The sequence below is a fragment of the Phycicoccus endophyticus genome, from assembly GCF_011326735.1.
Lineage (GTDB): Bacteria > Actinomycetota > Actinomycetes > Actinomycetales > Dermatophilaceae > Phycicoccus > Phycicoccus endophyticus.
Window position 1 is genome coordinate 1 of sequence record NZ_JAANCN010000014.1, and the last position, 26,861, is coordinate 26,861.

The 26,861-nt window shown below is 73.6% G+C and carries 26 protein-coding genes; 11 read left to right on the plus strand and 15 right to left on the minus strand.

The window, feature by feature from the left end; genetic code table 11:
- Both G8D98_RS15705 and G8D98_RS13090 read right to left on the minus strand, forming a co-directional pair.
- On the minus strand, positions 1 to 437 hold a 437-nt coding region (locus tag G8D98_RS15705; RefSeq protein WP_420813551.1), incomplete at its 3' end, for a chaplin family protein.
- A 96-nt stretch (positions 438 to 533) separates the two neighbouring features.
- Positions 534 to 1,520 (minus strand): hypothetical protein, encoded by a 987-nt coding sequence (locus tag G8D98_RS13090; RefSeq protein ID WP_166104170.1) that lies wholly within the window; start codon positions 1,518 to 1,520, stop codon positions 534 to 536.
- A 515-nt stretch (positions 1,521 to 2,035) separates the two neighbouring features.
- Between G8D98_RS13090 and G8D98_RS13095 the strand changes: the two genes are divergently transcribed.
- On the plus strand, positions 2,036 to 2,734 hold the full coding sequence (locus G8D98_RS13095) for a dienelactone hydrolase family protein (protein WP_166104172.1): 699 nt from the start codon (positions 2,036 to 2,038) through the stop codon (positions 2,732 to 2,734).
- 10 nt (positions 2,735 to 2,744) lie between these two features.
- Here the strand turns inward: G8D98_RS13095 and G8D98_RS13100 are convergent, their stop codons facing one another.
- The 6 genes from G8D98_RS13100 to G8D98_RS13125 form a co-directional block, all read right to left on the minus strand.
- Positions 2,745 to 3,026: a MazG nucleotide pyrophosphohydrolase domain-containing protein gene (locus G8D98_RS13100; RefSeq protein ID WP_166104175.1), complete on the minus strand. Its 282-nt coding sequence runs from the start codon at positions 3,024 to 3,026 to the stop codon at positions 2,745 to 2,747.
- Between the two features lie 20 nt (positions 3,027 to 3,046).
- Positions 3,047 to 3,709 carry an LON peptidase substrate-binding domain-containing protein gene (locus G8D98_RS13105; protein WP_166104178.1) on the minus strand — a complete coding sequence of 221 codons (663 nt, stop codon included), beginning with the start codon at positions 3,707 to 3,709 and terminating at the stop codon, positions 3,047 to 3,049.
- A 90-nt stretch (positions 3,710 to 3,799) separates the two neighbouring features.
- Positions 3,800 to 5,086 carry a cation:proton antiporter gene (locus G8D98_RS13110; protein WP_166104183.1) on the minus strand — a complete coding sequence of 429 codons (1,287 nt, stop codon included), beginning with the start codon at positions 5,084 to 5,086 and terminating at the stop codon, positions 3,800 to 3,802.
- Positions 5,087 to 5,095: 9 nt separating this feature from the next.
- Complete coding sequence (locus G8D98_RS13115) at positions 5,096 to 6,397, minus strand: ArsB/NhaD family transporter (protein ID WP_166104186.1); 1,302 nt, start codon at positions 6,395 to 6,397, stop codon at positions 5,096 to 5,098.
- The gene (locus G8D98_RS13120) at positions 6,394 to 6,945 is read right to left on the minus strand and encodes a CBS domain-containing protein (RefSeq protein WP_166104189.1); all 552 of its coding nucleotides are present in this window, start codon (positions 6,943 to 6,945) and stop codon (positions 6,394 to 6,396) included. Before G8D98_RS13120 ends, G8D98_RS13115 begins: the two co-directional genes overlap by 4 nt.
- A 58-nt stretch (positions 6,946 to 7,003) precedes the next feature.
- On the minus strand, positions 7,004 to 7,927 hold the full coding sequence (locus G8D98_RS13125; protein WP_229661974.1) for an N-acetylglucosamine-6-phosphate deacetylase: 924 nt from the start codon (positions 7,925 to 7,927) through the stop codon (positions 7,004 to 7,006).
- Positions 7,928 to 7,998: 71 nt separating this feature from the next.
- Between G8D98_RS13125 and G8D98_RS13130 the strand changes: the two genes are divergently transcribed.
- Positions 7,999 to 8,703, plus strand: a complete 705-nt coding sequence (locus G8D98_RS13130) for a M50 family metallopeptidase (RefSeq protein WP_166104194.1) — start codon at positions 7,999 to 8,001, stop codon at positions 8,701 to 8,703.
- Positions 8,704 to 8,901: 198 nt separating this feature from the next.
- On the opposite strand, the gene G8D98_RS13135 is transcribed toward G8D98_RS13130, so the two are convergent.
- From G8D98_RS13135 to G8D98_RS13150, 4 genes are all read right to left on the minus strand, one after another.
- Positions 8,902 to 9,726, minus strand: a complete 825-nt coding sequence (locus tag G8D98_RS13135; RefSeq protein WP_166104197.1) for a carbohydrate ABC transporter permease — start codon at positions 9,724 to 9,726, stop codon at positions 8,902 to 8,904.
- On the minus strand, positions 9,723 to 10,694 hold the full coding sequence (locus tag G8D98_RS13140; protein ID WP_166104200.1) for a carbohydrate ABC transporter permease: 972 nt from the start codon (positions 10,692 to 10,694) through the stop codon (positions 9,723 to 9,725). The genes G8D98_RS13135 and G8D98_RS13140 overlap by 4 nt, the downstream gene beginning before the upstream one ends.
- 5 nt (positions 10,695 to 10,699) lie before the next feature.
- A complete protein-coding gene (locus G8D98_RS13145; protein WP_166104203.1) occupies positions 10,700 to 11,956 on the minus strand; it encodes an ABC transporter substrate-binding protein in 1,257 nt (418 codons plus the stop codon).
- 185 nt (positions 11,957 to 12,141) lie between these two features.
- Entirely contained in the window at positions 12,142 to 12,948 is an 807-nt protein-coding gene (locus G8D98_RS13150) for a DeoR/GlpR family DNA-binding transcription regulator (RefSeq protein WP_166104206.1), read from the minus strand.
- 87 nt (positions 12,949 to 13,035) lie between these two features.
- On the opposite strand from G8D98_RS13150, the gene G8D98_RS13155 reads away from it, so the two are divergent.
- Positions 13,036 to 13,986: an ROK family protein gene (locus tag G8D98_RS13155; protein WP_240920868.1), complete on the plus strand. Its 951-nt coding sequence runs from the start codon at positions 13,036 to 13,038 to the stop codon at positions 13,984 to 13,986.
- 41 nt (positions 13,987 to 14,027) lie between these two features.
- Here G8D98_RS13155 and G8D98_RS13160 read toward each other — a convergent pair whose 3' ends face one another.
- Positions 14,028 to 14,843, minus strand: a complete 816-nt coding sequence (locus tag G8D98_RS13160) for an IclR family transcriptional regulator domain-containing protein (protein WP_166104209.1) — start codon at positions 14,841 to 14,843, stop codon at positions 14,028 to 14,030.
- A gap of 63 nt (positions 14,844 to 14,906) precedes the next feature.
- Positions 14,907 to 16,385, minus strand: a complete 1,479-nt coding sequence (locus tag G8D98_RS13165; protein WP_166104211.1) for an amidohydrolase family protein — start codon at positions 16,383 to 16,385, stop codon at positions 14,907 to 14,909.
- A 212-nt stretch (positions 16,386 to 16,597) separates the two neighbouring features.
- Between G8D98_RS13165 and G8D98_RS13170 the strand changes: the two genes are divergently transcribed.
- Genes G8D98_RS13170 through G8D98_RS13190 form a run of 5 tightly spaced genes read left to right on the plus strand, consistent with a single transcriptional unit; the run spans position 16,598 to position 20,785 of the window.
- Positions 16,598 to 17,779, plus strand: a complete 1,182-nt coding sequence (locus tag G8D98_RS13170) for a CaiB/BaiF CoA transferase family protein (RefSeq protein ID WP_166104214.1) — start codon at positions 16,598 to 16,600, stop codon at positions 17,777 to 17,779.
- A complete protein-coding gene (locus tag G8D98_RS13175; RefSeq protein ID WP_166104217.1) occupies positions 17,776 to 18,558 on the plus strand; it encodes a citryl-CoA lyase in 783 nt (260 codons plus the stop codon). The genes G8D98_RS13170 and G8D98_RS13175 overlap by 4 nt, the downstream gene beginning before the upstream one ends.
- A 24-nt stretch (positions 18,559 to 18,582) precedes the next feature.
- Positions 18,583 to 19,446 carry a DODA-type extradiol aromatic ring-opening family dioxygenase gene (locus tag G8D98_RS13180; RefSeq protein ID WP_166104220.1) on the plus strand — a complete coding sequence of 288 codons (864 nt, stop codon included), beginning with the start codon at positions 18,583 to 18,585 and terminating at the stop codon, positions 19,444 to 19,446.
- Positions 19,443 to 19,805: a hypothetical protein gene (locus tag G8D98_RS13185; RefSeq protein WP_166104223.1), complete on the plus strand. Its 363-nt coding sequence runs from the start codon at positions 19,443 to 19,445 to the stop codon at positions 19,803 to 19,805. Before G8D98_RS13180 ends, G8D98_RS13185 begins: the two co-directional genes overlap by 4 nt.
- A 2-nt stretch (positions 19,806 to 19,807) precedes the next feature.
- Complete coding sequence (locus G8D98_RS13190; protein WP_166104225.1) at positions 19,808 to 20,785, plus strand: quinone oxidoreductase family protein; 978 nt, start codon at positions 19,808 to 19,810, stop codon at positions 20,783 to 20,785.
- Positions 20,786 to 20,804: 19 nt separating this feature from the next.
- Here G8D98_RS13190 and G8D98_RS13195 read toward each other — a convergent pair whose 3' ends face one another.
- Positions 20,805 to 24,119 carry an ExeM/NucH family extracellular endonuclease gene (locus tag G8D98_RS13195; protein ID WP_187566670.1) on the minus strand — a complete coding sequence of 1,105 codons (3,315 nt, stop codon included), beginning with the start codon at positions 24,117 to 24,119 and terminating at the stop codon, positions 20,805 to 20,807.
- A 237-nt stretch (positions 24,120 to 24,356) separates the two neighbouring features.
- Between G8D98_RS13195 and G8D98_RS13205 the strand changes: the two genes are divergently transcribed.
- From G8D98_RS13205 to G8D98_RS13215, 3 genes are read left to right on the plus strand one after another with little or no spacing between them, the layout of a single operon-like run.
- Positions 24,357 to 25,229, plus strand: coding sequence for an SIS domain-containing protein (locus tag G8D98_RS13205; protein ID WP_166104227.1), 873 nt, complete (start codon positions 24,357 to 24,359; stop codon positions 25,227 to 25,229).
- Positions 25,226 to 26,053 (plus strand): class II fructose-bisphosphate aldolase, encoded by an 828-nt coding sequence (locus tag G8D98_RS13210; RefSeq protein WP_166104229.1) that lies wholly within the window; start codon positions 25,226 to 25,228, stop codon positions 26,051 to 26,053. The genes G8D98_RS13205 and G8D98_RS13210 overlap by 4 nt, the downstream gene beginning before the upstream one ends.
- Positions 26,050 to 26,805 (plus strand): acyltransferase domain-containing protein, encoded by a 756-nt coding sequence (locus tag G8D98_RS13215; RefSeq protein ID WP_166104232.1) that lies wholly within the window; start codon positions 26,050 to 26,052, stop codon positions 26,803 to 26,805. The genes G8D98_RS13210 and G8D98_RS13215 overlap by 4 nt, the downstream gene beginning before the upstream one ends.
- Positions 26,806 to 26,861 lie beyond the last annotated feature (56 nt).

The window sequence follows — 26,861 nt, forward strand, 5'->3', positions numbered from 1 at the left end:
CTCGTCGAGGACGACGAGCCCTGCGCCGAACCCGACCCAGAACCCGTCCCCGTCTGCGCCGACGACGACTCCGAGTCCCCGAGAACCGAGACGGAGTTACCCGAGACCGTCACCGGCGCGGTGACCGGCGCCTCGACCTGGTTCCCGCCGGCCACCGAGTCATCTCCATCGGTGCTCGTCGAGGACGACGAGCCCTGCGCCGAACCCGACCCAGAACCCGTCCCCGTCTGCGCCGACGACGACTCCGAGTCCCCGAGAACCGAGACGGAGTTACCCGAGACCGTCACCGGCGCGGTGACCGCCGAGATGACCTGGTCGCCTCCGAGGAGGCTGTCGGTGCCGGACGTGGTGTCGTCGGCCCAGGCCGGTGCGGCGAACAGGAGCCCGCCGCCCACGAGGAGGGCTGCCTGGAGCCCTCTGCGCACGTATGCATGCATGTCTGTAGTCCTTCCTGACTGGTGAGGGGCCCCGCAAGAACGCGGGGAGAGAGCCGTGCGCCCGAGCCGGGAGGCTCATCGGGCGTCGGGCACCACTCAGTCGGGACTCGTACCGGGGGCGAGGGCCGGTGCTCGGGCCGGGCCCCGCAGGAACGCACGGACCGCCTCCGCGGCGGCGGACGGCAGGGCGGCCCGCGCCGGCAGCACACCAACGGTGCTGCCGGCGCGGTCACCGCGCCCGCCGAAGAAGGCCAGGGCTCCCGCGAACGCCGCCGACACGAGGTACGGCAGCGGGTGCAGGGGCTCGGGAGCCCTGGGGATCGTGGGGAGCGCCGCGACGAGCATGGTCGCGGTCTCGGTGAGGACGCTCGCCGGCGCCACGGTGGCGCCCACCGCCGGGCCGGAGGTCGCGGTCGCGTCCTCCACGCGGGCCGCACGACGGTCGGCGAGCTGGCGGGCTCGGAGCTGCGCGGCGGCGGACCCGGCATCGGCCGTCGCGGCGCGCGTGGCGGTCCCCGGCTTCTCGGCCACTCCCGGGGCCGGTGACCCGGTGGTGGGGCCCGACGGTGCCGACGGAGGGGCCACCGGGTCGGCCGGGACGCCTCCACGGCCGGAGTCGAGAGCGCGGTCGACCGTGTCGGTGACGGTGGAGGTGACGCGCTCGGTCGTCGTCTCGACCACTCCCGTGGCGTCGGCGGCGAGGCCGTCGACCCGGTCGAGGACCGGGGAGGCCGCGGGTGCCGCCGCAGCGACGGTGTCGGTCGTCCGCTCGACGGTGGTGGTCACCGCGCGGGCTGCCTGCTGAGTGGTGTGGTTCACCCGGGTCGCCGTCCGTGACACGGCCTCGCGCCCGGCGGAGGACGCGCGCTCCACCGTCTCGCGGACGGGCGCCGCGCTCTCCGCGTCGTCGGATGTCGCGCCGGGTACCACGGCGTCCGCGGACGAGGCGACGCGGTCGAGCAGGTGGGCGACGGGGCGGTCCTCGGCATGCGCCGACGGCGACAGCAGCACCCAGCACGCGGCCGCGAAGCCGGCAGCGAGGAGCAGCCGGACCGGCAGACCTCTCCAGCGCGTCAGAGACATCGGCTGCCACCTCCCTCTGACCTCGGCGGTTCTCGTCCCGTCCACGAAAACACACCCGCGGGCGCATTTCGACCCCATTGCGGAAATTGTCCACGGACCGAGGACCGGTGGTAGCGAGGCATTTCCGCTGCAGGAAGCCAACCCGGGGAGAATGCGCCACGGAACCGGCGGCGCGGATCCGGCCGCCGATGACAACGAAGGACAAGAGCGTCGCGCGCCCCGGCCGGGCAGACCACAGAACCCCCAGGTCAGGACGGATTTCCGCGACGAACCGGCCCGCGACGCATACCCGGACGGGGCGCCCCGCCTGTCGAAGAGCCCCTCCACCCACGACATTCTCGAGAAGCCCTTGTCCATTCTGGGACAGGCATTCGGCCCGGTAGTGACATTGGGGAGCGCCCGGCCGGCGTGGGTCTGCGCGCGAGCGAGCACCCGGCGCGAACGGGGGCGAACAGTTTCCCGACAGGAAGGAGCTCGGCCAGGGCCGTGGGCGCCCGGCGGACATACTGGGCGTCATGAGCGACCGCATCGACCTCCCCGTGGACGGTGGCGACCTCCCCGTCCACCGCTGGCTGCCGGCCTCGGGCCGCGGCCCGGGCATCCTCCTGCTCCAGGAGATCTTCGGGGTGAGCGCCTACATCCGCCGACGGGCCGAAGACCTCGCACAGCTCGGCTACGTCGTCCTGGCGCCCGAGATCTTCTGGCGGGTCGGGGTGGGCGAGGTGCCCGCCGGGCCGTCGATGCTCGAGCAGGCGATGGACGTCGTCGGCCGGCTCGACTGGGACACCGCCGTGGAGGACGCCACGGCGGTGCTGCGTGCGCTGCGCGAGCGCCCCGAGGTCGAGGGCGGCGTCGGAGTCGTGGGCTTCTGCTTCGGCGGTGGCCTCGGGTACGCCACGGTCGCCGAGGAGCCCGCCGACGCGCTCGTGTCCTACTACGGCTCGGCACTGCCCCAGCTCGTCGACGTCGTCCCGGCGGTCTCGACGCCGTCGCTGCACGTCTTCGGCGAGGCCGACTCCTACATCCCGATGGACCAGGTCGAGCGCATCCGGGGCAGCGTCACCTCCGGCACCGGCCAGGTCGAGTTCCTCACCTTCCCCGGCGCCGACCACGCCTTCGACAACGACGACTTCGTCAACCACGACCCCGCGTCGAGCGCCCGGGCATGGACGGCGACCGAGGCCTTCCTCGCCGCCACCCTGCCGACCGGCTGAGCGCGACCGGTCAGGGGCAGTGGCAGGGCATCCCGCCGCACCGGGGGCAGCCCTCGCGGTAGCGGGCCAGCGCGAGCTCCAGGTCGACGCCGGTCTGGTTCGCGAGCGAGGCGACCCAGGCGACGACGTCGGCGAACTCGTGCTCCCGCTGGGCATGCGTCCCCTTGCGCACCGCCTGGGCCAGCTCGCCGACCTCCTCGGCCAGCCACGCGACGGTGGACGGCACGCCGCGGGCGCGGTCGCGCTCCCCGTAGGTGCGCTCGATGACCTCCTGGAGGTGGGCGAGGTCCATGCCGCGACCCTACGCGAGGGTCAGCTGAGCGAGGCGCCGCCGGGGTCCGGTGGCGTCGGCAGCGCCCCGAACCGCTCGACGATCGCGGTCTCGCGCGCGAGCAGCGTCAGCACCCTGCGGAGCCGGTCCGCCGCGTCCGGGCCCTCGAGCACCCGCTGCTGGTCGACCGGGTCGAGGACCATCCGCTCGACGACCCGGTAGGCGAGCTGCCCGGGCCTGGCCTCCACGGGGTCCGCTCCGGCTCCGACCGCATCCAGGTAGCGCGCGTGGGCCCGCAGCACCCTGGAGCACAGCTCGTCCAGGCCGTGGTCGTCCTCGCCGCCCTCCCGGAGCCAGGACACCCGCCCGGTCAGGTACGGGGTGCCCGCGTCCTCGTCGAGACCCTCGAGGCGGAAGCGGCGCGCTCCGCGGGCCACGAGGTGGACCACGGCACCGGCGCCCGCCTGCGCCAGCGCCATGGCGTCGGCGACCGCCTCACAGCCCACCTCGTGCAGCTCGGTGGCCGCACCCTCCCCGACCTCGTGGCCCTGGCGGATCCGGACGATGCCGAAGCGGCGCTCCTGTTCCGGCTCGGCGGCGAGCCGCTGGGCCAGCGCGAGGTAGCGGGGCTCGAACAGCTGCAGCGGCATCCGGCCACCAGGCAGCAGGACGCCGCCGAGCGGGAAGATCGGCAGCGAGTGCATGCCCCACTGTAGGCACGCGGCGGGCGCGCGCCCCGTGGGCCGCTGCGTGCCCGTGCTCCTCCCGCGGCTGCCCGTCGGCGGGCCGGCGGCTCAGGAGGGCGAGGAAGCGCTGGCACCGGCGGGGCCGGCCGGCAGGGCCGCGGCCGCCCGCCGGATCACCGGGCCCACCGTGAGGCCCTGCACGGCGATCGTGAAGAGGACCACGACGTACGTCGCCGTGACGATCGCCGGACGCTCCTCCACCGACGGCAGGCCCAGGGCCAGGGAGATCGCGATCCCACCACGCAGGCCGCCCCAGGTGAGCAGCCGGACCGTCCACGGCCCGTAGCCGTCGCGCCGTCTGACGAGCAGCATCGGGATGCCGGTCGAGACCAGCCGGGCGACCAGCGTCACGGCGACGATGGCGAGCCCGGCCAGGAGCAGCGAGGGCGAGGAGTCGGCGAGGAGGACGTCGAAGCCGATGAACGCGAAGAGGAGGATGTTGAGCACCTGGTCGAGAGTCTCCCAGAACCCCTCGACGTGGTGGCGGGTCTCCCCGTGGAACGCGGCGTCCTTGCCGGCCGACATCACCAGCCCCGCGATGACCATCGCGAGCGGCCCCGACAGCCCCAGGGCCACGGCCCCGGAGTAGCCCCCGACGACCATCGCCAGGGTGAGGATCACCTCGACGACGTGCCCGTCGATCGTGCGGCACAGCGTGTACCCGACCCAGCCGAGCACGAGCCCGAAGAGCATGCCCCCGACCGCCTCGCGCAGGAAGACGAGGGCGACGCTCGCGACCGTCGGGTCCTCGCTCCCGTGCGCCCCCACCCCGACCGCGCCGCCGATGACGACGAAGAGGACGACGCCGATGCCGTCGTTGAACAGCGACTCCCCGGCGATGAGGTGGCGCAGCCGTTCGGGCACCCGCGCCCGCTTGAGCAGGTCGAGGATGGCCACCGGGTCGGTCGGGCTGATGAGGGCGCCGAAGAGCAGCGCCCAGGCCAGCGGGATCCCGGCCCCGAGCAGTGCGAGCACCGACCACGACCCGAGCCCGATGAGGACGGTGCTGATGAGCGTGCCGAGGACGGCGAGGGTGAGGATGCTGACCCGCTGCCGCAGCATCCGCCGCGCGTCGAGGCCGAGCGCGCCGGCGAAGAGCAGGATGGAGAGGATGCCGTCGAGGACGAACTCGCTGAAGTCCAGGGTCTCCAGGATCGACTCGACCGCCTCGCGCAGCCCCACCCCGATGCCGAACGCGTCGAGGACGACGAGGACGGTCGAGGCGAGCGCCGCGGCCAGGGTGACGCCGACGGTCGTCGGGATCCGCAGGAAGCGCTCGTTGAGCCACGCGAGCAGCGCCGTGGAGCACAGCAGCACGGCGAACGCTGACAGCACGGCGCCTCCTCAGGCCAGGACGAAGTAGCGCAGCCAGACGTAGGGCACGCACAGCCCCACCGTCACCGCGGTGACGACCAGGCCGTACTTGGTGAACGTCCAGAACGAGATCGGGTGTTCGTTGCGCCGCGCGATGCCCGTGACGACGACGTTGGCGCTCGCCCCGATCGCGGTCGCGTTGCCCCCGAGGTCGGCACCGAGGGCGAGCGCCCACCACAGCGACTGCTGGCCGGGGGGCAGGTCGCCGCCCGCGCCGACGAGGTCGTGGACGATCGGCGACATCGTCGCGACGTAGGGGATGTTGTCGACGATGCCGGAGAGCACCGCGGAGCCGACGAGGACGCCCTGGCTGGCGACGAGGTAGTTGTCGCCGATGGTGTCGGTGAGGCTCTGGGCCAGCTCGTGGATGACCCCGGCGTTGACGAGTGCGCCGACCATGACGAACAGCCCGGCGAAGAACAGCAGCGTCTCCCACTCGACGTCGGCGAGGAAGTCCTCCGAGGGCAGCCGCGAGACGAGTACGGCGGCGCCCGCGCCGAGCAGGGCGACGAGCGAGGGCTCCAGGTGCGTGAGGCTGTGGGTGAGGAAGCCGAGCAGCACCAGCCCGAGGACGACGAGCATCCGGCGCAGGAGCCGGTGGTCGCTGATCGTCTCGCCCGGGGTCAGCTGCATGACCGCCTCGGCGCGCTCGCCGTTGTAGCGCAGCCGCCGGCCCCACAGCAGCCAGGCCAGCCCGACGAAGGCGACGAGCAGGACGAGGACGATGGGCGCCAGGTGGACGAGGAAGTCGTTGAAGGTCAGCCCGGCCCGGCTGGCGATGATGATGTTCGGCGGGTCACCGATGAGGGTGGCGGCACCGCCGATGTTGCTCGCCATCGCCTCGGCGAGCAGGAAGGGGACCGGGGCGAGGGCGAGCCGCTCGCACAGCAGCAGGGTGACCGGTGCGACGAGCAGCACGGTCGTCACGTTGTCGAGCAGGGCCGAGGCGAGGGCCGTGATGACGACGAGCAGCACCATCATCCGGAACGGGCGCGCCTTGGCCTTCTGCGCCGCCCAGATCGCGACGAACTCGAAGACGCCGGTCTGGCGCAGGATGCTGACGATGATCATCATCCCGAGGAGCAGGAAGATGACGTTCCAGTCGACGCCGGTCTCCTCCGAGAAGAAGACGTCCTTGCCGCGCACCACCCCGAGGACGACCATGAGGGCGGCGCCCCCGAGGGCCACCGCGGTGCGGTTGACCTTCTCGCTGGCGATGAGGACGTAGGCACCGGCGAAGACGACGACGGCGAGGACCGCGGTGAGGCTCATGGCGCCTCGCGGGTCGGGCCGGACTGCTCGGGCGTGCCGCGCAGGATGATGTCCTTCTCCAGCCGGCGCCGGATGAGGTCGCTGTCCTGGCCGGCCGCGGTCGCGATGGCGGCGAGCACGCGCGACATCGTCAGCGCGCCGTAGTAGGTGCCCTCCTTGTCCTCGACGAGCAGCATCGGGGTGTGGGCGTCGTCCATCGCCGAGGCGATCTCGAGGAGGGTGTCCTCGGGCAGCACCGAGGGAGGCTTGGAGGCGGTGAGCTTCTCGTCGTCGAGGAGGTCGCCGATGGTCGCCTCGTTGAGGCGCTCGCAGATCTCGTCCGCGCCCTTCTCGTCGTAGGCGTGCACGAGCGTGCGGTCGTCGCGCACCCAGCGGGGCAGGACGAGCCCGAAGAGCTGGCTGCCGGGGATGACCGCGATGGGCCGCCCGGACTCGTCGGCGACGACGACGGCCGAGAGCCGGTACTCGGCGACGACCCGCGCCGCCTCCGCTCCGGTCGTCTGCCGCGTCACGGTGGGCACCTGCTCGACGAGGTCCTGGGCTCTCATCGGGTCCTCCCTCTCTTGGTGGTCGGTGTCGGAGCCGGCCGGCGGCTCGCGCGGGAAGTCACGGCGTCAGGCCGAGGGCGCGCAGCGGCGTGGTCGTCGCGGCGGTACGGACATCCTCCTCCGGCAGGCCGGCGACCTCGGTGGCCCAGCGCACGCAGTCGGCGAGGGTCGAGGTGCTCCCGGCGATCGAGCCGGTGTCGGTCGTGCGGGCCGTGCCGTCGGTGACCTCGACCTCGAGGCCGCCGAGGCGGTAGCGGCCGTCCCCGAGTCCGGTGGCGGCCATCGCGTCGGACACGAGCGCGATGGCTCCGGGCCCGACGGTCTCGAAGACCATCCGCACGACCTCCGCCGACACGTGGACCCCGTCGGTGATGAGCTCGACGACGGCCTCCCCGCGGGCCGCGGCGGTCAGCGCGACGGCGACCGGCCCGCCGGCGCGGTGGTGCATCGGCGCCATCCCGTTGAACAGGTGGGTGACCAGCGCGGGGGCGTTCTGCAGGTCGGCGACCTCGGCGAGCGTCCGCGCCGTCGTCGCGGCGTCGGCCTCGGTGTGCCCCACCGCAGGTCGCACGCCGTGCTCGACCAGTGCGCGCACCAGGGCGGCAGCGCCGGGCCGCTCGGGTGCAAAGGTCATCTGCCGCAGGGCGTCCGGCGCGCCCCCGAGGGCGGCGGCCTCGGCGAGCCGCTCGACGAGGGCGGGGTCGGGGTCGGCGAGGGCGGCGGGGTCGTGGGCGCCGCGGCGCCCCATCGCGAGGAAGGGGCCCTCGAGGTGGATGCCCTCGAGCGTGCCGTCCGCGACGAGCGGTGCGAGGGTGCCCACCTGCTCGACGAGCCGGGCGAAGGGCGCCGAGACCAGGCTGGCGACGCGCCGCTCGACGCCCGCCTCCGCGTGGAGGGCCGACGCCGTGCGGCTCCCCTCGATGCTCGACCCGTACTCGGCCCCGGCCGCGCCGTGGCAGTGGATGTCGACGAGCCCGTTCACACCGACCGACGCTACCGAATCCCCCGTCACCGGTGCACGGGGCCACAGGTGCGCTCGCTACGGTCCCGGTCGTGGACCTCGGTGCCCTCTGGGAGCGGCTGCAGCCGGCGGACCCGGTGCTCCTCGGTGGCCGGGCGCTGCTCGTCGTGCTCGCGGGGTCGCTCGTGGCCGTCGCCGTCGGGCCGGTGTGGGGAGTGCTCCGGCTCGGGGTGACCCTCGTGCACGAGCTCGGGCACGCCGTCGTCGGCCTCGCCGTGGGGCGCCGGTTCACCGGCTTCGTCCTGCGGGGCGACATGTCCGGCCAGGCGGTCACCGTGGGACGGGCGAGTGGACCCGGCCGGGCGGCCACGACGTGGGCGGGCTACCCGGCGCCCGCCGTCGTCGGGGCCGTGCTCGCGTGGCTCGGGGTGCGCGGGTGGGCACCGACGGTGCTCGGGGTGGTCCTGCTCGTGCTCGCCCTGGCGCTCGTGCGCTCCCGGTCGCTGCTCACGGTCGCGGTCGTCCTGGCCGTCGGCGCCCTGGCCGGCTGGCTGTGGTGGTCCGGGTCGCGGCAGCTGCACGCCCAGGTGCTCGTCGGCACCGGCATCGTCCTCGTCGTCGGCGCCTGGCGCCACCTCGCCGCGGTCGCCGGCAGCCGCGACCTGCACAGCGACGCCGCGGTGCTCGCCCGCCTCACCCACCTGCCCCGGCCGCTGTGGCTGCTCACCTTCGCGCTCGTGTGCGCCGCCGCGACCTGGGCCCTCGGCGCGACCCTGCTGCCCGCCCTCGCCCCCTGACCGCCCCACACCCCGCCACCCCGCCGGCCCACCGGCCCACCGGCCCACCGGAAGACCTCTCCCACCCCTGCGCCACTCGCCCAGCACCGTCGACCTCGCCCAACCCCGGCGCCACAGCACCTCGGACCAGCGAGATCAGCAGGGCCCAGCGACCCTGACCCCACCGGGAGAGGTCTTCCGGTGGGGGTGGGGCGGGTGTTACTTGACGGAGCCGGCGGTCAGGCCGCCGACGAGGTGCTTCTCGATGAGCGCGAAGAGGATGACGACGGGCACGACGGCGATGACCGAGGCGGCGAACAGCTGGTCCCAGTTCTGCTCGTAGCCGGTGACGTAGGAGCGGAAGCCCACCGTCAGCGGCTTCTTGTCGTCGTCGATCATCAGGGTCAGCGCCACGACGTACTCGTTCCAGGCGGCGATGAAGGTGAAGATCGTCGCGGTGACGAGCCCCGGCAGCGTCAGCGGCAGCATGATCCGCCGGAGCATCCCGAACCGCCCGACGCCGTCGAGCGCCGCGGCCTCCTCCACCTCGAGCGGGATCGAGCTGAAGAACCCGTGGAGGATCCAGATCGCGAACGCCAGGTTGAACGCCGCGTTGGTGATGATCAGCGCGCCGTAGGTGTTGATCATGTTGAGCTCGAAGAACTGCCGGTACAGCCCGACGACGAGCGAGGTCGGCGCGAACATCTGGGTGATGAGGACGACGAGGAGGAAGAGCCGGCGCCCGGGGAAGTGGTGGCGCGCGGTCATGAACGCCGCGGGGATGGCGACGAGGATGACCACCGCCGTCGCCCCGAGCGAGATGACGAGCGAGGTGAACAGCCAGTGCGGGAAACGGCCGTCGCCGAGCACCGTCGCGTAGGTGTCCCACTGCCACACCCGCGGCAGGAAGGAGGGCGGCGTCGTCTTGACGTCGGTGCTCGTGCGCAGGCTGTCGAGCACCATGACGAGGTAGGGCGCGAGGAAGACGACGGCCACGACGGCCGCGCCGAAGGCGACGAGTCGGGGGCGGCGGGTGCGGGTCATCGCGTCTCCTCCCGCCAGTTGACGACCTTGAGGTAGACGAGCACGACGACGAGGATGATCAGCACATTGATGACGCCCGTCGCGGCGGACATCCCGACGTCCTTCTCCTGGCTCTTGAACGCGAGCTTGTACATGAACGTGATGAGGGTGTCGTGCCCGAAGCCCGGGTTGCGGTCGTTGAGCGTGTAGATGATCGGGAAGCTGTTGAACACGTAGATCGTGTTCAGGACGGTGGCGATGAGCATCGCCGGGCGCAGCAGCGGCAGGGTGATCCGCCGCCACCGCTGCCACGGGGAGGCGCCGTCGACCTCGGCCGCCTCCATGACGTCGGTCGGGATGGCGTTCAGGCCGGCGATGAAGACGAACGTCGTGAACGGCAGCGACACGAACACCCCGACGACGACCATCGAGGCCATCGTGAAGCGGTCGTCCCCGAGGAAGCTGATCGGGGTGTCGATGACGTGCAGCCCGAGCAGGACGTGGTTGACCAGGCCGTAGTTGTAGTCGTAGAGCAGGACGAACAGCTGGCTGGTGATGACGAGGGAGGCCGCCCACGGGACGATGACCGCCCACCGCACGAAGCGCCGGCCGGGGAAGTCCTTGACGAGCAGCTGCGCCAGCGCCAGTGAGATGACGATGGTGAAGGCGACGACCGCGACGACCCACACGAGGGTGTTCTTCAGCACCACCGGCAGGTCGGGGTAGGAGAGGACCTTGCTGTAGTTCTCCCACCCCGCGCTGCCGAGGTAGAGCCCGGTGATCGAGTACTCCGAGCGCGAGGCCCGGAAGAGCATGACCGCCGGGAAGAGCACGACGCCGACGATGAGCGCGATGGCCGGCGCGAGCCAGAGCAGCGCGACGGGCGTGCTGACCCGGCCGATCCCGGTGGACCGCCGCCGGCGCGGGCGGGGTCCACCGGGGGTGGCGCGGCCCGACGACGGCGCCTGGACGTCGCCGGTGGTGGTCACCTGGCTCAGCCCTCCGACTCCGCGGTCTGCTGCAGCTTGTCGAGCGTCTCCTGCGGGTCACCCGTCATCGCCGAGCCGAGGTTCTGCTGGACGGCGAGCTTGATCTTGTCCCACGTCGGGTCGTCGGTCGGGGTGAGGCGGGCGTTCGGCAGGGTGTCGAGGTAGACCTTGAGCTTGTCGTCCTTCTGGAAGTACTCCAGGCCGGACTGGGTCACCGGGAGGAAGCCCTCCTTCTCGATGAACGTGTTGATCTGGTCCTTGGAGTAGTACAGCTCGTAGAACGCCTTGACGGCGTCCTGGTTGCCGGACTTCTTGAAGGCCATGAGGTAGTCGGTGACCCCGAAGGTCTTGCTCTCGGTCCCGTCGTTGCTCGGGAACGGCGCCACGGCGTAGTCGACCGTGCCGTCCTCGTCGAGCGACGCCGCGAGCGGGCTGAAGCCGACGACCATCCCGGCCTTGCCGGAGGCGAACAGGTCGAAGGCGTCGGCCCGGTTGGTGCGGGCCGGGTTGGCCTGGGTGACGCCCTCGTCCGCGAGCTTCTTCATGAAGGTCAGGGTCTCGACGTTCTGCTCGGAGTTGATCGCCCAGCTGCCGTCGGTCTTCCAGTCACCGCCGTTGTTGAACAGCCACATGGAGAACTCGCCCTGGGACTCCTCCGGGCCGAGCGGCATGGCGTAGCCGACGTCGCCGCCGTCGGTGATCTTCTGCGCGTCCGCCTCGAGCTCCTCCCACGTCGTCGGCGGGTTGGCGATGCCGGCCTTCGAGAAGAGGCTCGTGTTGTAGAACAGCGCCCGGGCGCTCGCTAGGTCGGGGAAGCCGTAGAACTTCCCGTCGTAGGTGCCGTACTGGACGAACGTCGGGAGGATGTCGGACTTGGCCTCGTCCGGCAGGACCTCGTCGCTGTCGTAGAGCAGCCCGTCCTTGGCGTAGCTGGCGTAGGCGTTGAGGTTGAGGATGTCCGGCGGCTGGTTGTTCTGGATCATCGTCGAGGACTGCTGGTCGATGTTGTCCCAGCTGACGACGTTGACGTCGAGGGTGTAGCCGTACGTGCTCTTGTACTCGTCGGCGAAGGCGTCCCAGAACGCCTTGGTGTTGTCCTTGGAGTACTCCGCCGCCATCAGGGTGATCGTCGTCGCCTTCTCGGCGTCGTCACCCCCGCCACCGGCCTGGTCGGCCCCGGTGCCGCCGCCGCAGGCGGTCAGGAGCAGGGCGCCGCCCGCCGCGGTCGCGCCCAGGATGGTGTGTCGTCGCGTGGTGCTCATCTCACTCCTCGTGGAGAAGCCGGTCGCCCGGTGTGCTGCGGCCCCCGTCCGGGCCGCGGCCGTGCGCTCCGTCCGAAGACGTCACTGTACAGGTGCGCATGATTGTGCGCGATAGAACGTGCAAGCGGTCACGTTTGCGCATCATTCGTCACCGTGTCGGGGTGTCTGCGGCGCCCGAGCGCGGTTCAGACGCAGACGACGTCCACGCCGCGGGCCCGCAGCGCCCGGACCTCCTCGTGGCCCTCGGGCGCGGAGGTGACGAGCGTCGTGATCCGCTCCGCGGGGCAGATCGCCGCGAACGTGCGCGCCCCCAGCTTGTCGCCGCCGGCGACGAGGACCACCCGGCGCGAGCGCTCGACCATGCTGCGCACGACCGCCGCCTCGTCCTCGAAGCGGCAGGTCGCGCCCTCCGCCGCGGAGAGCGCGTTGACCCCGACGACGGCGACGTCGAACCACAGGCCGGTGAGGACCTGCAGGGCCAGCGGGCCGCTCACCTCGTAGGACTCCGGCCGGGCCACGCCACCGAGCGAGACGCACTGCACGTGGGGGCGCAGGACCGCCTCCGCGGCGATGTTCAGGGCGTTCGTCACGAGGGTGAGCCGCTCGCCGCCCGCCCCGGCGAGGTCCTCGCGGGCGGTGATCGCGCGCGCCGCCGCGGTGGTGGTCGTACCGCCGTTGAGGACGACGACCTCTCCCGGGCGCACGAGGCCGCCCGCCCGGGCGGCGATCCGCTCGAGCTCGTCGTCGGTCTGCGAGGAGCGGTAGCGGTAGGGCAGCTCGTAGGAGACCGCCGTGGCGACGACCCCGCCGTGGTGGCGGGTCGCGAGCTGGCGCCGGGCCAGCTCGGCGAAGTCGCGGCGCACCGTCGCCTCGGAGACCCCGAGCTCGCGCGCGGTCTCGGCGACGGTCAGCCGCCCCCGGGTCGCGAGGAGGTCGAGGACGACCGCCCAGCGCGACGTCGGCGTGCGGGTGCCGTTCGCCTCGTCGCTCACCGGGCCATCGTAGGGTGCGAGCGCGCATTGCCGGTGCGTCTATGCTCGATCAGCCGCCCATTCCATCGCAATCGCGCAGGAGCCCCCGTGTTCGACGTCCACGAGTCCACGGCGGAGCACCCGTCCCCGCAGGACGCCGTGACGCCGTCGGTCCCGGTGACCGCCGGGGTCGACATCGGCGGCACCCGGGTCAAGGTCGTGCTGCGCCAGGGGGCCGGCGTCGTGGGCCGGCACGTCGAGCCGACCCCGGCGGACGTCGGCGCCCGGGTCGGGGAGGTCGTCGCGCAGGCGGTCGAGCGGCTCGTCGCCGCCGACCCCTCGCTGCCGAGGCCGCAGCGGGTCGGGGTCGTCGTCCCGGGGCTCGTCGACGAGGTCGCCGGGGTGGGGGTGTGGGCGGCCAACCTCGGCTGGGCCGACCTCGACCTGCGGGCCACCGTGGCCCGTGCCGTCGGGACCGACGTGGTCATCGGGCACGACGTGCGGGCCGGGCTGCTCGGTGAGCACCTGCTCGGCGCGGCGCGCGGCGTCGACGACGTGCTGTTCGTGCCGCTCGGCACCGGCGTCGCCATCGCCCTGATGAGCGGGGGGCGGGTGGTCCACGGCACGACGTGGTCCGGCGAGCTCGGCCACGTGCGCGTCGACCCCGACGGTCTGGAGTGCGGGTGTGGCCGCCGCGGCTGCCTCGAGACGGTGGTCGGCGCCCGGGCGGTCGCCCGCCGCTGGCAGGCGGCCGGGCGCGAGGGCGACGCCCGCGCGGTGGCCGAGGCGGTCGGTGGCGCCGACCCCCTCGCGTCGCAGATCTGGCACGCGGCCGTCGACACGCTCGCCGGGGCGCTCGCCCCGGTGGTCGCGGCGGCCGGCACCCGCCGGGTCGTCGTCGGCGGGGGGATGGCCGAGGCCGGGCCGGTGCTGCTCGACCCGCTGCGCGCCGCGCTCACCGCCCGGGTCCCCGACCCGGCGCTCGAGGTGGTGCGGGCCGAGCTCGGTGAGTGGGCGGGCGCCATCGGCGCGGCCCACCTCGTCCCCGTCGGCAGCTGAGCCCCGGCGGCGCGGTCCCCCTCGGCGGCCGGCGTCGATGCTCAGGCGCCCGCGCCGGCCCCGAGCTCGGCGTAGGGGCGGGCCTGCCAGGTCGCCCAGTCAGCGCTCACCTCACCGGCCGCGCGCTGCAGCAGCGGCAGGTGCTTCTCGACCAGCGTCTCGGTGGAGGTCTCCGCTGCGTGCACGGTGACGTTCATCGCGGCCCGGACGGCACCGGTCCCGTCGCGCACCGGCACCGCGACCGAGCGCACCCCCGGGGCGAGCTCCTCGTCCGCCAGCGCCCACCCGCGGGCCCGCACCGTGCGCAGCTCGGCGTCGAGCGCCGGTCGCTCCCACCGGGTCCGGGGCGCGACGGCCGAGCGGCTCGGCCGGTCGAGGACGGCGTCGAGCTCGGCCCCGGAGAGGGCCGCGAGCAGGACCTTTCCCTGCGAGGTGGGCGGCGCCGGGAAGTGGGTGCCGATCTCGACCCGCAGGGCGATGATCTTCGGTACCGCGACCCGGGCGACGTAGACGATGTCCGAGCCGTCGAGCTGGGCCATCGAGGAGGACTCCCCGGTCTGGGCGACGAGGTGCTCCATCCGGGGGCGCGCGATCTGCCACAGCCCGAGCGAGGCGACGTACGCCGACCCCAGCGACATCACCCGGGCGGTGAGCTCGAAGTCACCGCCGACCTGGCGGACGTGCCCGAGCTCTTCGAGGGTGAGCAGGAGCCGCCGCGCGGTCGGCCGGGCCAGGCCCGTCGCGGCGGCGACCTCGCTCAGCGACCGGCGAGGGTGCGCCGCGTCGAAGCAGGTGATGACGTCGAGGCCGCGCGCGAGCGCCTCGACGAAGTCGGGTCCCCGACCACGACCGGCCACCGCCGTCTCCTTCCGTCCGCGAGCCTCCGGGGTCGACCCGACCCTACGCGCGGGCCGGCACCCTCACCCCTCGCCGGCCCCTGGCTCGCCGAAGATGCTGCCCCGGGCGAGCGTGGTGTCGGTGCGGAAGTCGGTGTACTGGTACGGGTTGTCGAGCACCTTGTCGTCGGCGTCCGGCATGGCGGGGTTCATCCCGGCCACCCAGGCGTCCTCGCCCATGACCGAGCGCAGGTGCTCGACGGTGGCGTCGGCCCGGCGGCGCAGGTCGGCCAGGTCGACCCCGACGAGCTCGCCCTCGTGCTTGACGACCCGGCCGTCGACGAGGACCGTGTGCACGTCGCCGCGCTGGGCCTGGAACGCGACGTGGCCGTAGGGGTTGAGCAGCGGGAAGGACACCGGGGAGCGGTCGTTGCGCAGGAGGACGACGTCGGCCTTGGCGCCGGGCGTCAGGCGGCCGAGCTCGTCGGTGCCGAGCGCCCGGGAGCCGCCTCGGGTGGCCCAGTCGACCACCTGCTCGGCGCGCAGGTGGACGTTGGTCACGGTGTCGCCGACGGCGTGCGCCTCGAGGTGCTCCCGGGAGCGGTCCGCGCCGAGCGTCGTGCGCATCGCCGAGAAGAGGTCCCCGCTCCACCACACGCTCGTGTCCATCGACAGCGAGACCGGGATGTCGTGCTTGCGGACCTGCCAGGTGGGCGGGTAGCCCTGGCCGGCGCTCTGCTCGGACTCGGTCGACACCGACACCGAGCCGCCGGTGGCCGCGATCCGGTGGTAGCTGTCGGTCGAGAGGGTGGCCGCGTGCACGTAGACGGTGGACTCGTCGGCGAACCCGGCCTCGGTCATCAGCCGGATGCCGTCGTCGTTGGTCGCGCCCCACACACCGGCGTGCGTCGTGACCGGCAGCCCGAGCTCGCGGGCGGCCTCGAAGGCGGCCTTCTCGGGGAAGGAGGGGTCGCCGGTGACGTCGAAGGCGAGCTGCCAGCCGTAGAGGTCGCCGCGGCGCCGGTCGAGGAACCCGCGCAGCGCCGGGTCGGCGGTCCACTCCCACGGGCCGGCCTGGATGTTGCCGTAGGCGAGCACGAAGCGCCCCGGCACGGCGGCGAGCGCGTCGACCGCCGCCTCGGCGTGGTCGATGCTCTGCAGGCCGTGCGACCAGTCGACGGTCGTCGTCACGCCGGCCTCGAGCGACTCCCACGCGGAGAGGAGGTTGCCGGTGTGGACGTCCTCGGGCCGGAAGTGCCTGCCGCTCTCGAGGTAGTACCAGACGAAGTACTGGGTGAGCGTCCAGTCCGCGCCGTACCCACGCATCGCCGTCTGCCACATGTGTCGGTGGGTGTCGACCATGCCCGGCATGACGATGCCGCCGGCGGCGTCGACCTCGAGCGTCCCCTCGGGGCCGGTGAGGCCGGGACCGACCTCGGCGACCCGGTCACCGACGACGAGGACGTCGGCCCCGGTGAGCACGGTGTGCGCGTCGTCCATCGTCAGCACCGTCCCCCCGCGGAACAGCACGGCCGGCGCGTCGGCCACCTCGGTGTGAGCCATCGTCTCTCCCATCGTCGTTGATCGGTCGGACGTCCGTCCGCTCAGCGGACACCACGCCGCACTCACTGTCCCCCGCGCGGCCGCCGACTGTCAAGGGTCGGGGTCGCAGTCTCGCCCGGATGCCTTGACAGCAGCCGTCACAGCGGCGAGGATCGGCGGACCAACAGCCAGCGGACACCTGTCCGTATACGGCGCCGACGAGGAGGTCAGCGATGGGTACGAGCGGTGGACCGCTCTCGGGGCTCCTCGTCGCCGACTTCTCCCGCATCCTCGCCGGGCCCTACGCCTCGATGCTCCTCGCCGACCTCGGCGCCGAGGTGGTCAAGGTCGAGTCCCCCGGCGGGGACGACACCCGCACGTGGAGCCCCCCGGTCCGCGACGGGGTCTCGACCTACTACCTCGGGGTCAACCGCAACAAGCGCTCGGTCGCCCTCGACCTCAAGGACGACGGGGACCGCGCCCTCGCCCAGGAGCTCGCCCGCCGCGCCGACGTGCTCCTGGAGAACTTCAAGCCGGGCGGGCTGGCGCGCTTCGGCCTGGACTACGAGACCGTTGCGCAGACCAACCCGGGCGTGGTCTACGCCTCGATCAGCGGCTTCGGCAGCGGGCCCGGCGGGCGGGACCTGCCGGGCTACGACCTCATCGTCCAGGCCATCTCCGGGCTCATGAGCCTCACCGGCGACCCCGAGGGCCCGCCGTTCCGTGCCGGCATCTCGGTCTTCGACGTCATGGCCGGGCTGCACGCGACGATCGGGACGCTCGCCGCCCTCAACGCGCGGCACGAGAGCGGCCGCGGCCAGCACGTCGAGGTCAACCTGCTCTCCTCGGCACTCTCCGGCCTCGTCAACCAGTCCAGCGCGTTCGTCGCGGGAGGCGTCGTCCCGCACCGGATGGGCAACAGCCACCCGAGCCTCTTCCCCTACGAGCCGCTGCCCTGCGCCGACCGCGACCTCATCGTCACCGCCGGCAACAACACCCAGTTCCGCCGGCTCGTCGAGGTGCTCGGGGTGCCCGAGCTCGCCGACGACCCGCGCTTCGCCCGCAACGAGGACCGCACGGCCAACCGGGAGGCCCTGCGGCCGCTGCTCGTCGAGTGCCTGCGGACCCGTACCGCGATGGAGTGGTTCCGCGACATCATCGCGGCCGGCGTGCCGTGCGGCCCGATCAACACCGTGGACGGCGGCGTGCGCTTCGCCGAGGAGGTCGGCCTCGACCCGGTCGTCGTCGTCGGCGAGGGCGACGCGGCAGTGCCGTCGGTCCGCAACCCGATCCGCTTCTCGGACAGCCAGGCCCGCTACGACCTGCCGCCACCCGCCCTCGACGAGCACGGCGCCGAGCTGCGCCGGTGGCTCGCTGCCCCGCCCCACCCGGCCACGCAGGAGGAGCCGCGATGACGACCTTCCCCACCTCCCTCGGCACCTCGAGCGAGGACGAGATCCGCCTTCTCGGCCAGGACCTCACCGGCGACCTCATGGGGTCGGTGGGGTTCGGCGAGCTCGCCTTCTGGCTCGTCGCGATGCGCCGGCCCACGCCGGGCGAGGTGCGGGTCTTCGAGGCCGTGCTCGTCGCCCTCGCCGACCACGGGTTCACGCCCACGGCGATCGCGGCCCGGCTGACCTACCTCTCCGCCCCGGACTCCCTGCAGGGGGCGCTGGCCGCGGGCCTGCTCGGTGGCGGCTCGCGCTTCCTCGGGGTCACCGAGGACTGCGGCGCCTTCCTGCACGCCGTCCTCGACGACCTCGAGGAGCAGCCCACCGACGACGCCGGCTGGGACGCCGTCGCTCTCGAGGCCGTGCGGCGCGCCCGGGCCGCCGGGCGCTACGTGCCCGGCCTCGGGCACCCGGTGCACAAGCAGGGCGACCCGCGCACCCCCGTCCTCGTCGGCATCGCGCGCGAGGAGGGGCAGTACGGCCCGCACCTGCAGCTGTTCGAGGCCGTCGGGCGGGTCCACGAGCAGGTCCTCGGCCGCCGGCTGCCGCTCAACGGCGCCGGGGTGTGCGGTGCCGCCCTCGCCGACCTCGGGCTGCCGGTCGAGATGCTGCGCGGCTTCGCCCTCCTGGCCCGCTGTGCCGGCCTGCTCGGCCAGCTCGCCGAGGAGCGCCGCCGGCCGATCGGCATGGACGCCTACCTCACCGTCGACCGGGCCGCCGAGTACGTCGACCCCCGGTCCTGACCCTTCCCGCAAAGGAGACCCGCAATGGCGCAGGTCGTCGCCGTCATCGCCTCGACACACCACCCCTTCTACTACCGCGCGAGCACCGCCGTGGGCGAGGACCGTCCGCCGTTCGCCGACGAGTGGGTCGCGAAGATCGAGCGCTTCCGCGAGACCCTGACCCGGGCCCGGCCGGACGTGCTCGTCATGGTCGGCAGCGACCACTTCCACCAGCTGTGGCTGGACAACATGCCGCAGTTCCTCGTCGGCAAGGCACCTGTCTACGACGCCAACTGGTACAACGAGGAGCGCGAGTTCGGCCTACCGCGGCTGCGCCTCGAGGGGCACGAGGAGCTCTCCTCGCACATCCTGCGCGGCGGGCTCGACTCCGGCTTCGACCTCGCCTTCAGCAACGAGCTGCGGATCGACCACTCGGTGACCTGCCCGATCATCACCCTGCGGCCCGAGGCCGACCTGCCGATCGTGCCGGTCTACACGAACATCTTCGCCCCGCCGCTGCCGCAGCCCAGCCGGTTCGTCGAGCTCGGCCGCACCCTGCGGGCCCTCGTGGAGTCCTGGCCGAGCGACCAGCGGGTGGCGATCATCGGCACCGGCCACCTCTCCCTCGAGCTCGGCGGCCCCCGGCAGTTCGGCCCCCACGGCCCGGACCCGGAGTTCGACCGCAAGGCCGTGGACTGGATCGCCAGCGGCGACCTCACCGGCTGCCTCGGCGAGGTGACCCTGGAGAGCCTGCACGCCCCCGGCAACGCGACCCACGGCTTCATGGACTTCATGCTGATGATGGGCGTCGCCGGCGACGGGGTGCGGGCCGACCACGTCGACAGCCTCGACCTGTTCCACACCATGGAGGCGTACTTCACCTGGTACCCCGAGGGAGCGCTGGCATGAGCAAGTACCTGCTGAACAAGTTCCTCTTCACCGTCGACCGGGACCCCGAGCTCGTCGAGCGCTACCGCACCGAGCCCGAGGCCACGGTCACCTGGTGGGAGGAGACCCAGGCCAACCGGATCCTCGGCTGCATCGACGACGAGCGCAGCACCTGGCTGGCCTTCACCGACGAGGAGCGCCGCGCGCTGCGCGAGCACGACCATGTCGCGCTCTTCGGGATGGGTGCCCACCCGTTCCTCACCCTGACCCTCTTCATCGCCCTCTTCGAGCGCGACCACCCCGAGCCGATGTCCTACCAACGGGGGTACGCCGAGGCGCTGGCGCACATCGCGCTGCCCTACCCCGACATCGCGACCTGACCGTGCGCGCCGCCGTCCTCGCCGCCCACGGCGACCCGCCCCGGCTCGTGCGCCGCCCGGAGCCACCGCCCGGGGCCGGCGAGGTGCTCGTCGGCGTCACCGCGGCCCCGGTCACGCCGCTGGACCTGCTCTGCGCGGGCGGCACCTCCTACTTCGGGGCGCCGGCCCTGCCCTACGTGCCCGGCGTGCAGGGGGTCGGGGTCGTCCTCGAGGGTCCGGGCGCCCTGCCGGGAGCACGGGTGTGGTTCGCCTCGAGCGCCGGCATGGCACCCGGCGACGGCTCGCTCGCCGAGCGGGCCCGCTGCCGCGTGGAGGACGTCGTCCCGCTCGACCCGGGCTGCCCCGACCCGCTCGTCGCCGCGCTCGGGCTCTCCGCGGTCGCCGCGTGGGAGGTGCTCGAGGGCCGGGCCGGGCTGGTCCCGGGAGAGACCGTCCTCGTCCTCGGGGCCGGTGGGGTGGTCGGCCAGGTGGCCGTCCAGGCCGCGCGGCTGCTCGGGGCCGGACGGGTGGTCGCCGCCGCCCGCTCGGCACGCGCCCGGGACGCGGCGGTCGCCGCCGGGGCCGACGTCGTCGTCCCGCTCACCGCCGGCGAGCGCGCCGAGGAGCTCACGGAAGCGCTGGGCGCGGCCTGTCCCGGCGGGGTGGACGTCGTCGTCGACCCGCTCGCGGGCGTACCCGGGACCGCCGCGGCGGCGGTGCTCTCCGAGGGGGGCCGGCTCGTCAACCTCGGCAGCAGCGCCGGCCCGGCCCTGTCCGTCGGCTCCGCAGCGCTGCGCAGCCACAGCGCCGCCGTCCTCGGCTACACGAACGCCGCCCTGTCGGCACGGCGCCGTGCCGGGGTCCTGGCGACCGTGCTCGAGCACGCGGCCGCGGGCCGGCTCACGGTGCGCCACGAGGTGCACCCGCTCACCGCCTGCGCCGAGGCGTGGGCGCGGGTGGCGGACGGCAGCGCCGACGGCCGGGTCGTCCTCGTCCCCTGAGCCGCCGACGCCGGCGTCCTCAGCGCAGCCGGACCGACCGGCTGCTGGACTGCCCGGTCTCCGGCAGGGTCACGGTCAGCTCGTAGGTGCCCCGGGGCAGACCCCGGGTGGGCACCGTGTCGAGCCAGGCGACGAGGACCGAGGACATCGTCCCGGAGTACACCTGCTCCCCGTCGGGCCCGGTCAGCGTGACCTCGGGGGCGGCACCGCCGCGGACCGGACGACCGTCGCAGTCCCGCACGAGCGCGACCACGGGGATGTGGACGCCCCGCGGCAGGGTCAGCGGGTGCCGACCGCCCGGCACGACGTCGAGCCGGTACTCGACGACGACCTCGGCCGTCGTGGTCGTCGTGCGACCCTCGTCGTCGGTGACCGTCACGGTCGCCGTGTGCCGGCCGGCGCTGCGGTAGGTGTGCCCGAGGGTCACCTCACCCGTGACGTCCTCGCGGGTGCTCACCGACCCGTCGCCCCAGTCGACCTCCACCGTCGCGGCGTCCGAGCCCTCGACGGTCACCGTGAGCGAGGCGTTGCCCCGCCCGCAGGCGACGGAGCCGTCGGCGAACGCGGCACCGGCCGCGAGGGGCCCGCGGGGGCTGAGCCCGACGACCACCGGGTCGTGGTCGGAGACCCGGTACTGGTCGGGGGCGTAGAGCGAGTCGAGCTGCTCGGGCGACTTGTAGTTCGTGTTGTAGTCCAGGACCGAGGGCTCGTCGGCGTTGATGTGGTAGTCCGCGACGCCGGTCACCTGCCCCACGAGGGAGGCCGACCCGAGGGCCTGGTCGAGGTAGCCCCACTGGCCGTCGAAGACGTAGGAGTAGGCGTCCTCGCCCTGGTAGGCGGCCACGAGGTTGGTGTAGCCACCGTCCTCGAGCGTGCGGATCGGGGTCTCCTTGGCGTAGGAGTTGTAGTCGCCGATGAGCAGGACGTCGTCGTCACCGGTGCCCGTCGGGTCGGTGCCGAGCCAGTCGAGCAGCGTCCGCACGGCGTTGGTCCGCACGACGGCGCAGTTGCCCTGCCCGTCCCCGGTGTCCGATGTCTCGCACTCCGAGCCCTTGGACTTCAGGTGGTTGACGTCGGTGACGAACACACCGCCGGTCGCGTCCACCCGCCACGCCTGGGCGAGGGAGGGCCGGTTGCGCGGCGAGCTGTCCCCTCCGGTGACGAACTCCTCGGTGTTCAGGGCGGCGGTGTCGCCCACCGGCGTCACGGAGCCGGGCTTGTAGAGGAGGCCGACCTTGATCGCGTCGTCGCCGAGCGCGTCGGTCTGACCGGTCCGGGCGTCGACGTCGACGAACGCGTACGTCCCCGGGGCGGTCGCCTCGTTGAGTCGGTCGACGAGGTAGGCGATGGCACTGCCCTGGCCGTAGCCGTCGTTCTCGATCTCGTTGACGCCGTAGACGTCCGCGTCCATCGCGGTGATCGCGGCGACGGTCTTGGCCGTCTGCCGCTCCAGCTCCTCCTGGGTCTCCGCACCCCGGCACTCCATCGGCGCACCCTCGACACCGCCACGGCAGGCGTCCGCCGAGCCGTCGTCGAGCGTGGTGAAGTAGTTGAGCAGGTTCATCCCGACGACCTGGACGTCACCGCCGACGTCGGTGGGCGTGCTCGGGCGGGGGTTCTTCGCCTCGAACTCGATGCCCTCGCCGCTGCGGTTCAGCGGCCGCAGCCGGTAGGCGTTGGGGCTCGCCGAGCTGCCGCCCCAGGTGTAGGTGAGGATGCCCGTCGCCCCGGTCGTCGTGTCCCCGCCGCGCAGGGTGTTCTCCGCGGTGAGCGGCTGCCCACCCCGTCCCCAGATCACCGGGTCGGGGTTCTGGCTCTGCAGGGTGTCGTCGAGGATGACCTGGTTGAGGTCGTTGCGGGCCTGGAGGGCGTTCGCCTCCGGCCCGGGCTCGACGACGTTCGTCGGCTGCTGCAGCCGCCCGCCGGAGGAGAGGGTCACCTGCCCGAAGCGGCCGAGCAGGTAGTGCTCGGTCACCGACAGCTCCTGCGGGAAGGTGACGAGCATCCCCTCGTAGCGCTCGAGGTCGTCCGGGCCGGCGAGCGGGAGGGTCACCTCGGTCGGCTCGACCGACCCGCTCCCGCAGGCCTCGACCGAGGAGACCGAGGAGACCTGCGTCTGGCCCTGGTACTCCCCGGCGGTGCCGGTGACGCGCACGACGTCACCGGCCTCGACCGAGTCGGCGGTGCCGTTGAAGACGAAGATGCCGTCGGAGGTCGCCGGGTCTGCGTCACCCTCGAGGTCCTGGAGGTAGAAGCCGCGCAGGGCGGGGCTCGGCCCCTCGTAGTCCGCGACGACGACGCCCTCGGTGGTCACCGGGCCGGTGACCGCGGCGCTGGTGCCGCTGCCCTGGATGTCGTAGACGGGCGTGTAGTCCGCCTCGCACGCCGTGGCCACCGAGAAGGTGACCGCGACGTCGCCGGCCATCGTGTCCGGCGGGTCGAGCGTGTCGACGTCGGTGACCCCGTCGGCGGCCACGGTAAGCGTGCAGCTCTGACCGGTGGCCAGGTCCTCGGCCGGGTCCACCTCGTAGGTGCTCGGCCCGCCGGTCACCGTGACGGCGGCGTCCCCGCTCTCGGTGCACGACAAGCCGACCGCACCGTCGGCGAGGTCGACCGGCTCGGAGAAGGTGACGCCCAGCGTCTGCGTCGGCGTCGCGGTGCCGCCGTCGGCCGGGGTGGTCGAGACGACGCTCGGGGCGGCGTCCTCCACCGGGCCGCCCCCGCACTCGGCGGTGTGCGTGCCGAGGCCGTCGACGGTGTCCTGGGCGAAGCCCTCCCACTGCTGTGCGGGGTCGAAGGCGTCCGTGCCGTCGCTGTCACCGCTGCAGACCTGCGCCATCCGCCGCAGGGTGTTGTCCTGGGTCGAGGTGACCCCGGTGCCCCACTGCGAGCCCGGGTCCTCTCCGATGCGGCCCACGACGTCGAGCACCGAGCCGCCCTTGGTCAGCACCACGGCGTCGTCGCCGTTGAAGAAGCTGCTCGAGGACTCCTGGTCGGCGACCGCGCCGATGGCGTCGCCGGCGTCGTCGTCGGCGAGGACGAAGACGTCCCCGTCGGCGACGGTGCCCGAGAGGGGGACCGTCGTCCCGGCGGTGCTCGAGCCGTTGAAGTACATCGCCACGGCGTAGCCGCCCGCGCCGAGGTCGACCGGAGCGCCGGTGGCGTTGTAGATCTCGAGCGCCTTGTTGTTGCTCGACCCCTCGACGTACTCGGAGAAGAACAGGTCGGGGGCGGCGGCCGACGCCGGGGCGGGCGTCAGGGCGACGGGGGCGGCGAGCGCGAGGGCGCCCACGGCGACCCTCGTCACGAGCCGGCGCAGCGGCATCCGGGACATGCATCCTCCTGGGGTGGACGGGGAGCGCCGGCCTGTCATCCGACGTCTGCGACCCGCTCGTGGCGAACGTAACACCGGGCCGCGGAGGCGGCCACCGGAGCGGCGGGACGCCCGGGTGAACGCCCGGCGAACGTCGCCGACGGGCTCGGCGGCCGAGAGTCGGTGGCATCAGATGCTCGAATCTGATCGAATAGGCCAAGGATCACGCACAAGCAGGCACACCCGAGGAGCCCTTCCATGCCGCACGTCACCGCCGAGATCGCCTCCCAGCCCGAGACCTGGCGCCGGGCCGCGGGGCTGGCCCCACAGGTCGCCGGCCTCCTGCCCGCGCCCGGGGAGCGGGTCGCGGTCGTCGGGTGCGGGACGAGCTGGTTCGTCGCCATGGCCTGGGCGGTACTGCGCGAGCGGGCCGGCCACGGGGAGACCGACGCCTTCGCCGGCAGCGAGTTCCCCACCGGACGCCGGTACGACCGGGTGCTCGCGATCTCGCGCTCCGGCACGACGACCGAGATCGTCGACCTGCTCGCCGGAATCGGGGAGACCCCCTCCACCCTCGTCACCGCGGTGCCCGACTCCCCGGCGGCACGGGCCGCGGGCGAGGTCGTCGAGCTGCCCTTCGCCGACGAGGAGTCGGTCGTCCAGACCCGCTTCGCCACGAGCACCCTGGCCCTGCTGCGCGCCCACCTCGGCGAGGACGTCGAGCCGCTGGCGCAGGCGTGCGACACCGCCCTGACGGTCCCCGTGGAGGCGCTGCTCGATGCCGAGCAGTGCACCTTCCTCGGGCGGGGCTGGAGCGTCGGGCTGGCCTTCGAGGCCGCGCTGAAGACCCGGGAGGCGGCGCAGTTCTGGGCCGAGTCCTACCCGGCCATGGACTACCGGCACGGACCGGTGAGCATCGCCCAGCCCGGTCGTCTCGTGTGGGCCCTCGGGGAGGTCCCCGTCGGCCTCGCCGACGAGGTCGCCGCCACCGGGGCCCGGTTCGTCCACCACGACCTCGACCCGCTCGCGGCACTCGTCGTCGCCCAGCGCTTCGCCGTGGCGCTCGCCGAGGCCCGCGGCCTCGACCCGGACCACCCGCGCTCGCTGACCCGCTCGGTCGTGCTCGGATGACGACGCCGCAGGTCGACCTCGTCGGCGCCGCGCGCGCCGCCGGCCGGGGGCTCGGGGCGTTCAACGTCGTCCTCCTCGAGCACGCCGAGGGGATCGTCCGGGGTGCCGAGCAGGCCGGGCTACCGGTGGTCCTGCAGATCAGCCAGAACACCGCCGCCTACCACGGCGGGTTCGAGCCCGTGGCGCTCGCCGGCCTCGCGCTCGCGCGCGCGGCGGAGGTCCCGGTGCTCGTCCACCTCGACCACGCCCAGAGCGTCGACCTGGTCCACGCGGCGGTCGCGCTCGGTGTCCCGAGCGTCATGTTCGACGGGTCCGCCCTCCCGTACGAGGAGAACGTGGCGACGACCCGCGCGGTCGTCGAGCACTGTCACGCCCACGGGGTGCGGGTCGAGGCCGAGCTCGGCGAGGTGGGCGGCAAGGACGGCGTGCACGCCCCCGGGGTCCGCACCGACCCGGCCGAGGCCGCAGCGTTCGTCGAGGCCACCGGCGTGGACTCGCTCGCGGTGGCGGTCGGCACCTCGCACGCGATGACCACCCGGGACGCCGCCGTCGACGAGCTGCTCATCGGCCGGATCGCCAGCACCGTCGCGGTGCCACTGGTCCTCCACGGCTCCTCGGGCCTGGACGACGCCGGGCTCGCCGGCGCCGTGCGCGCCGGCATGACGAAGGTCAACATCGCCACCCATCTCAACGCCCTGTTCACCGCCGCCGTCCGGGACGCCCTGGCCCGGCCGGACCTCGTCGACCCACGCCGGTACATCGGCCCGGGGCGCTCGGCGCTCGCCGCCGAGGTCGCCCGGCTGCTCACCCTGCTGCACGGATGAGCCGCTCCCGGCTCGCCCTCCCCGAGCCCACGCGCCCGGCCGACCCGGGGCTCGTCGAGCGGCTGCTGCTCGCGCTGGAGGCCGACGCTCCCGCCCCGCCACCACCCGCCGCGCCGGACCTCCCGGCGCTCGTGGCCGCGCTGTGGGCCGTGGAGGACTCCGCGGTGCGGTGGCACCGCTCTCTCGGCCTCCCCGAGCCGACGACCGCCGAGACCCTGGCCGACGTCGGCCGCAAGGTCGACAGCTACGGCGCCGACGCGGACCTGCCGTGGCTCGTCGGGCTGCTGCGCGGCGACGTCGTGGCCGTCGGGCGGCTGCAGTACGAGCGGCTGGCCGGGCCCGCGGGGCGCGCCCTGCACATCCCCGAGGGCGGACCGCTGGACCCGGCCGCGGTCTCCTCCTCGCTGGCGCGGGCGGAGGCGCTGCTCGGCACCGCCGAGGTCCACTGCACGACCTGGCTGTTCGACCCGGCCCTGCGCGAGCTGCCCGCCGACAGCAACATCGCCGCCTTCACCCGGCGCTTCGCGGTCGGCCCGGCGCGGCCGTCGGACGAGGGCGACCAGGACGTGTGCCGGTTCCTCTTCCGCCGGCCGATGGCCGAGGTGCTCGACCCGCGGGCCGTGCGTCCCCGCACCCGCCTGGAGCGGCTGGCCGTGGACCGGCTCCGAGCCGGCTACCACTGGTCGGTCCCGCGGGGTGTGCTGACGACACGGGGAACAACGGCGCCCTCGGGTGCCTTGGCACTGGGGTAGCCACCCCGGCGCGTGCCGCCCCGGCACCGCGCCGCCCCTTCTGCCACACAGGAGCT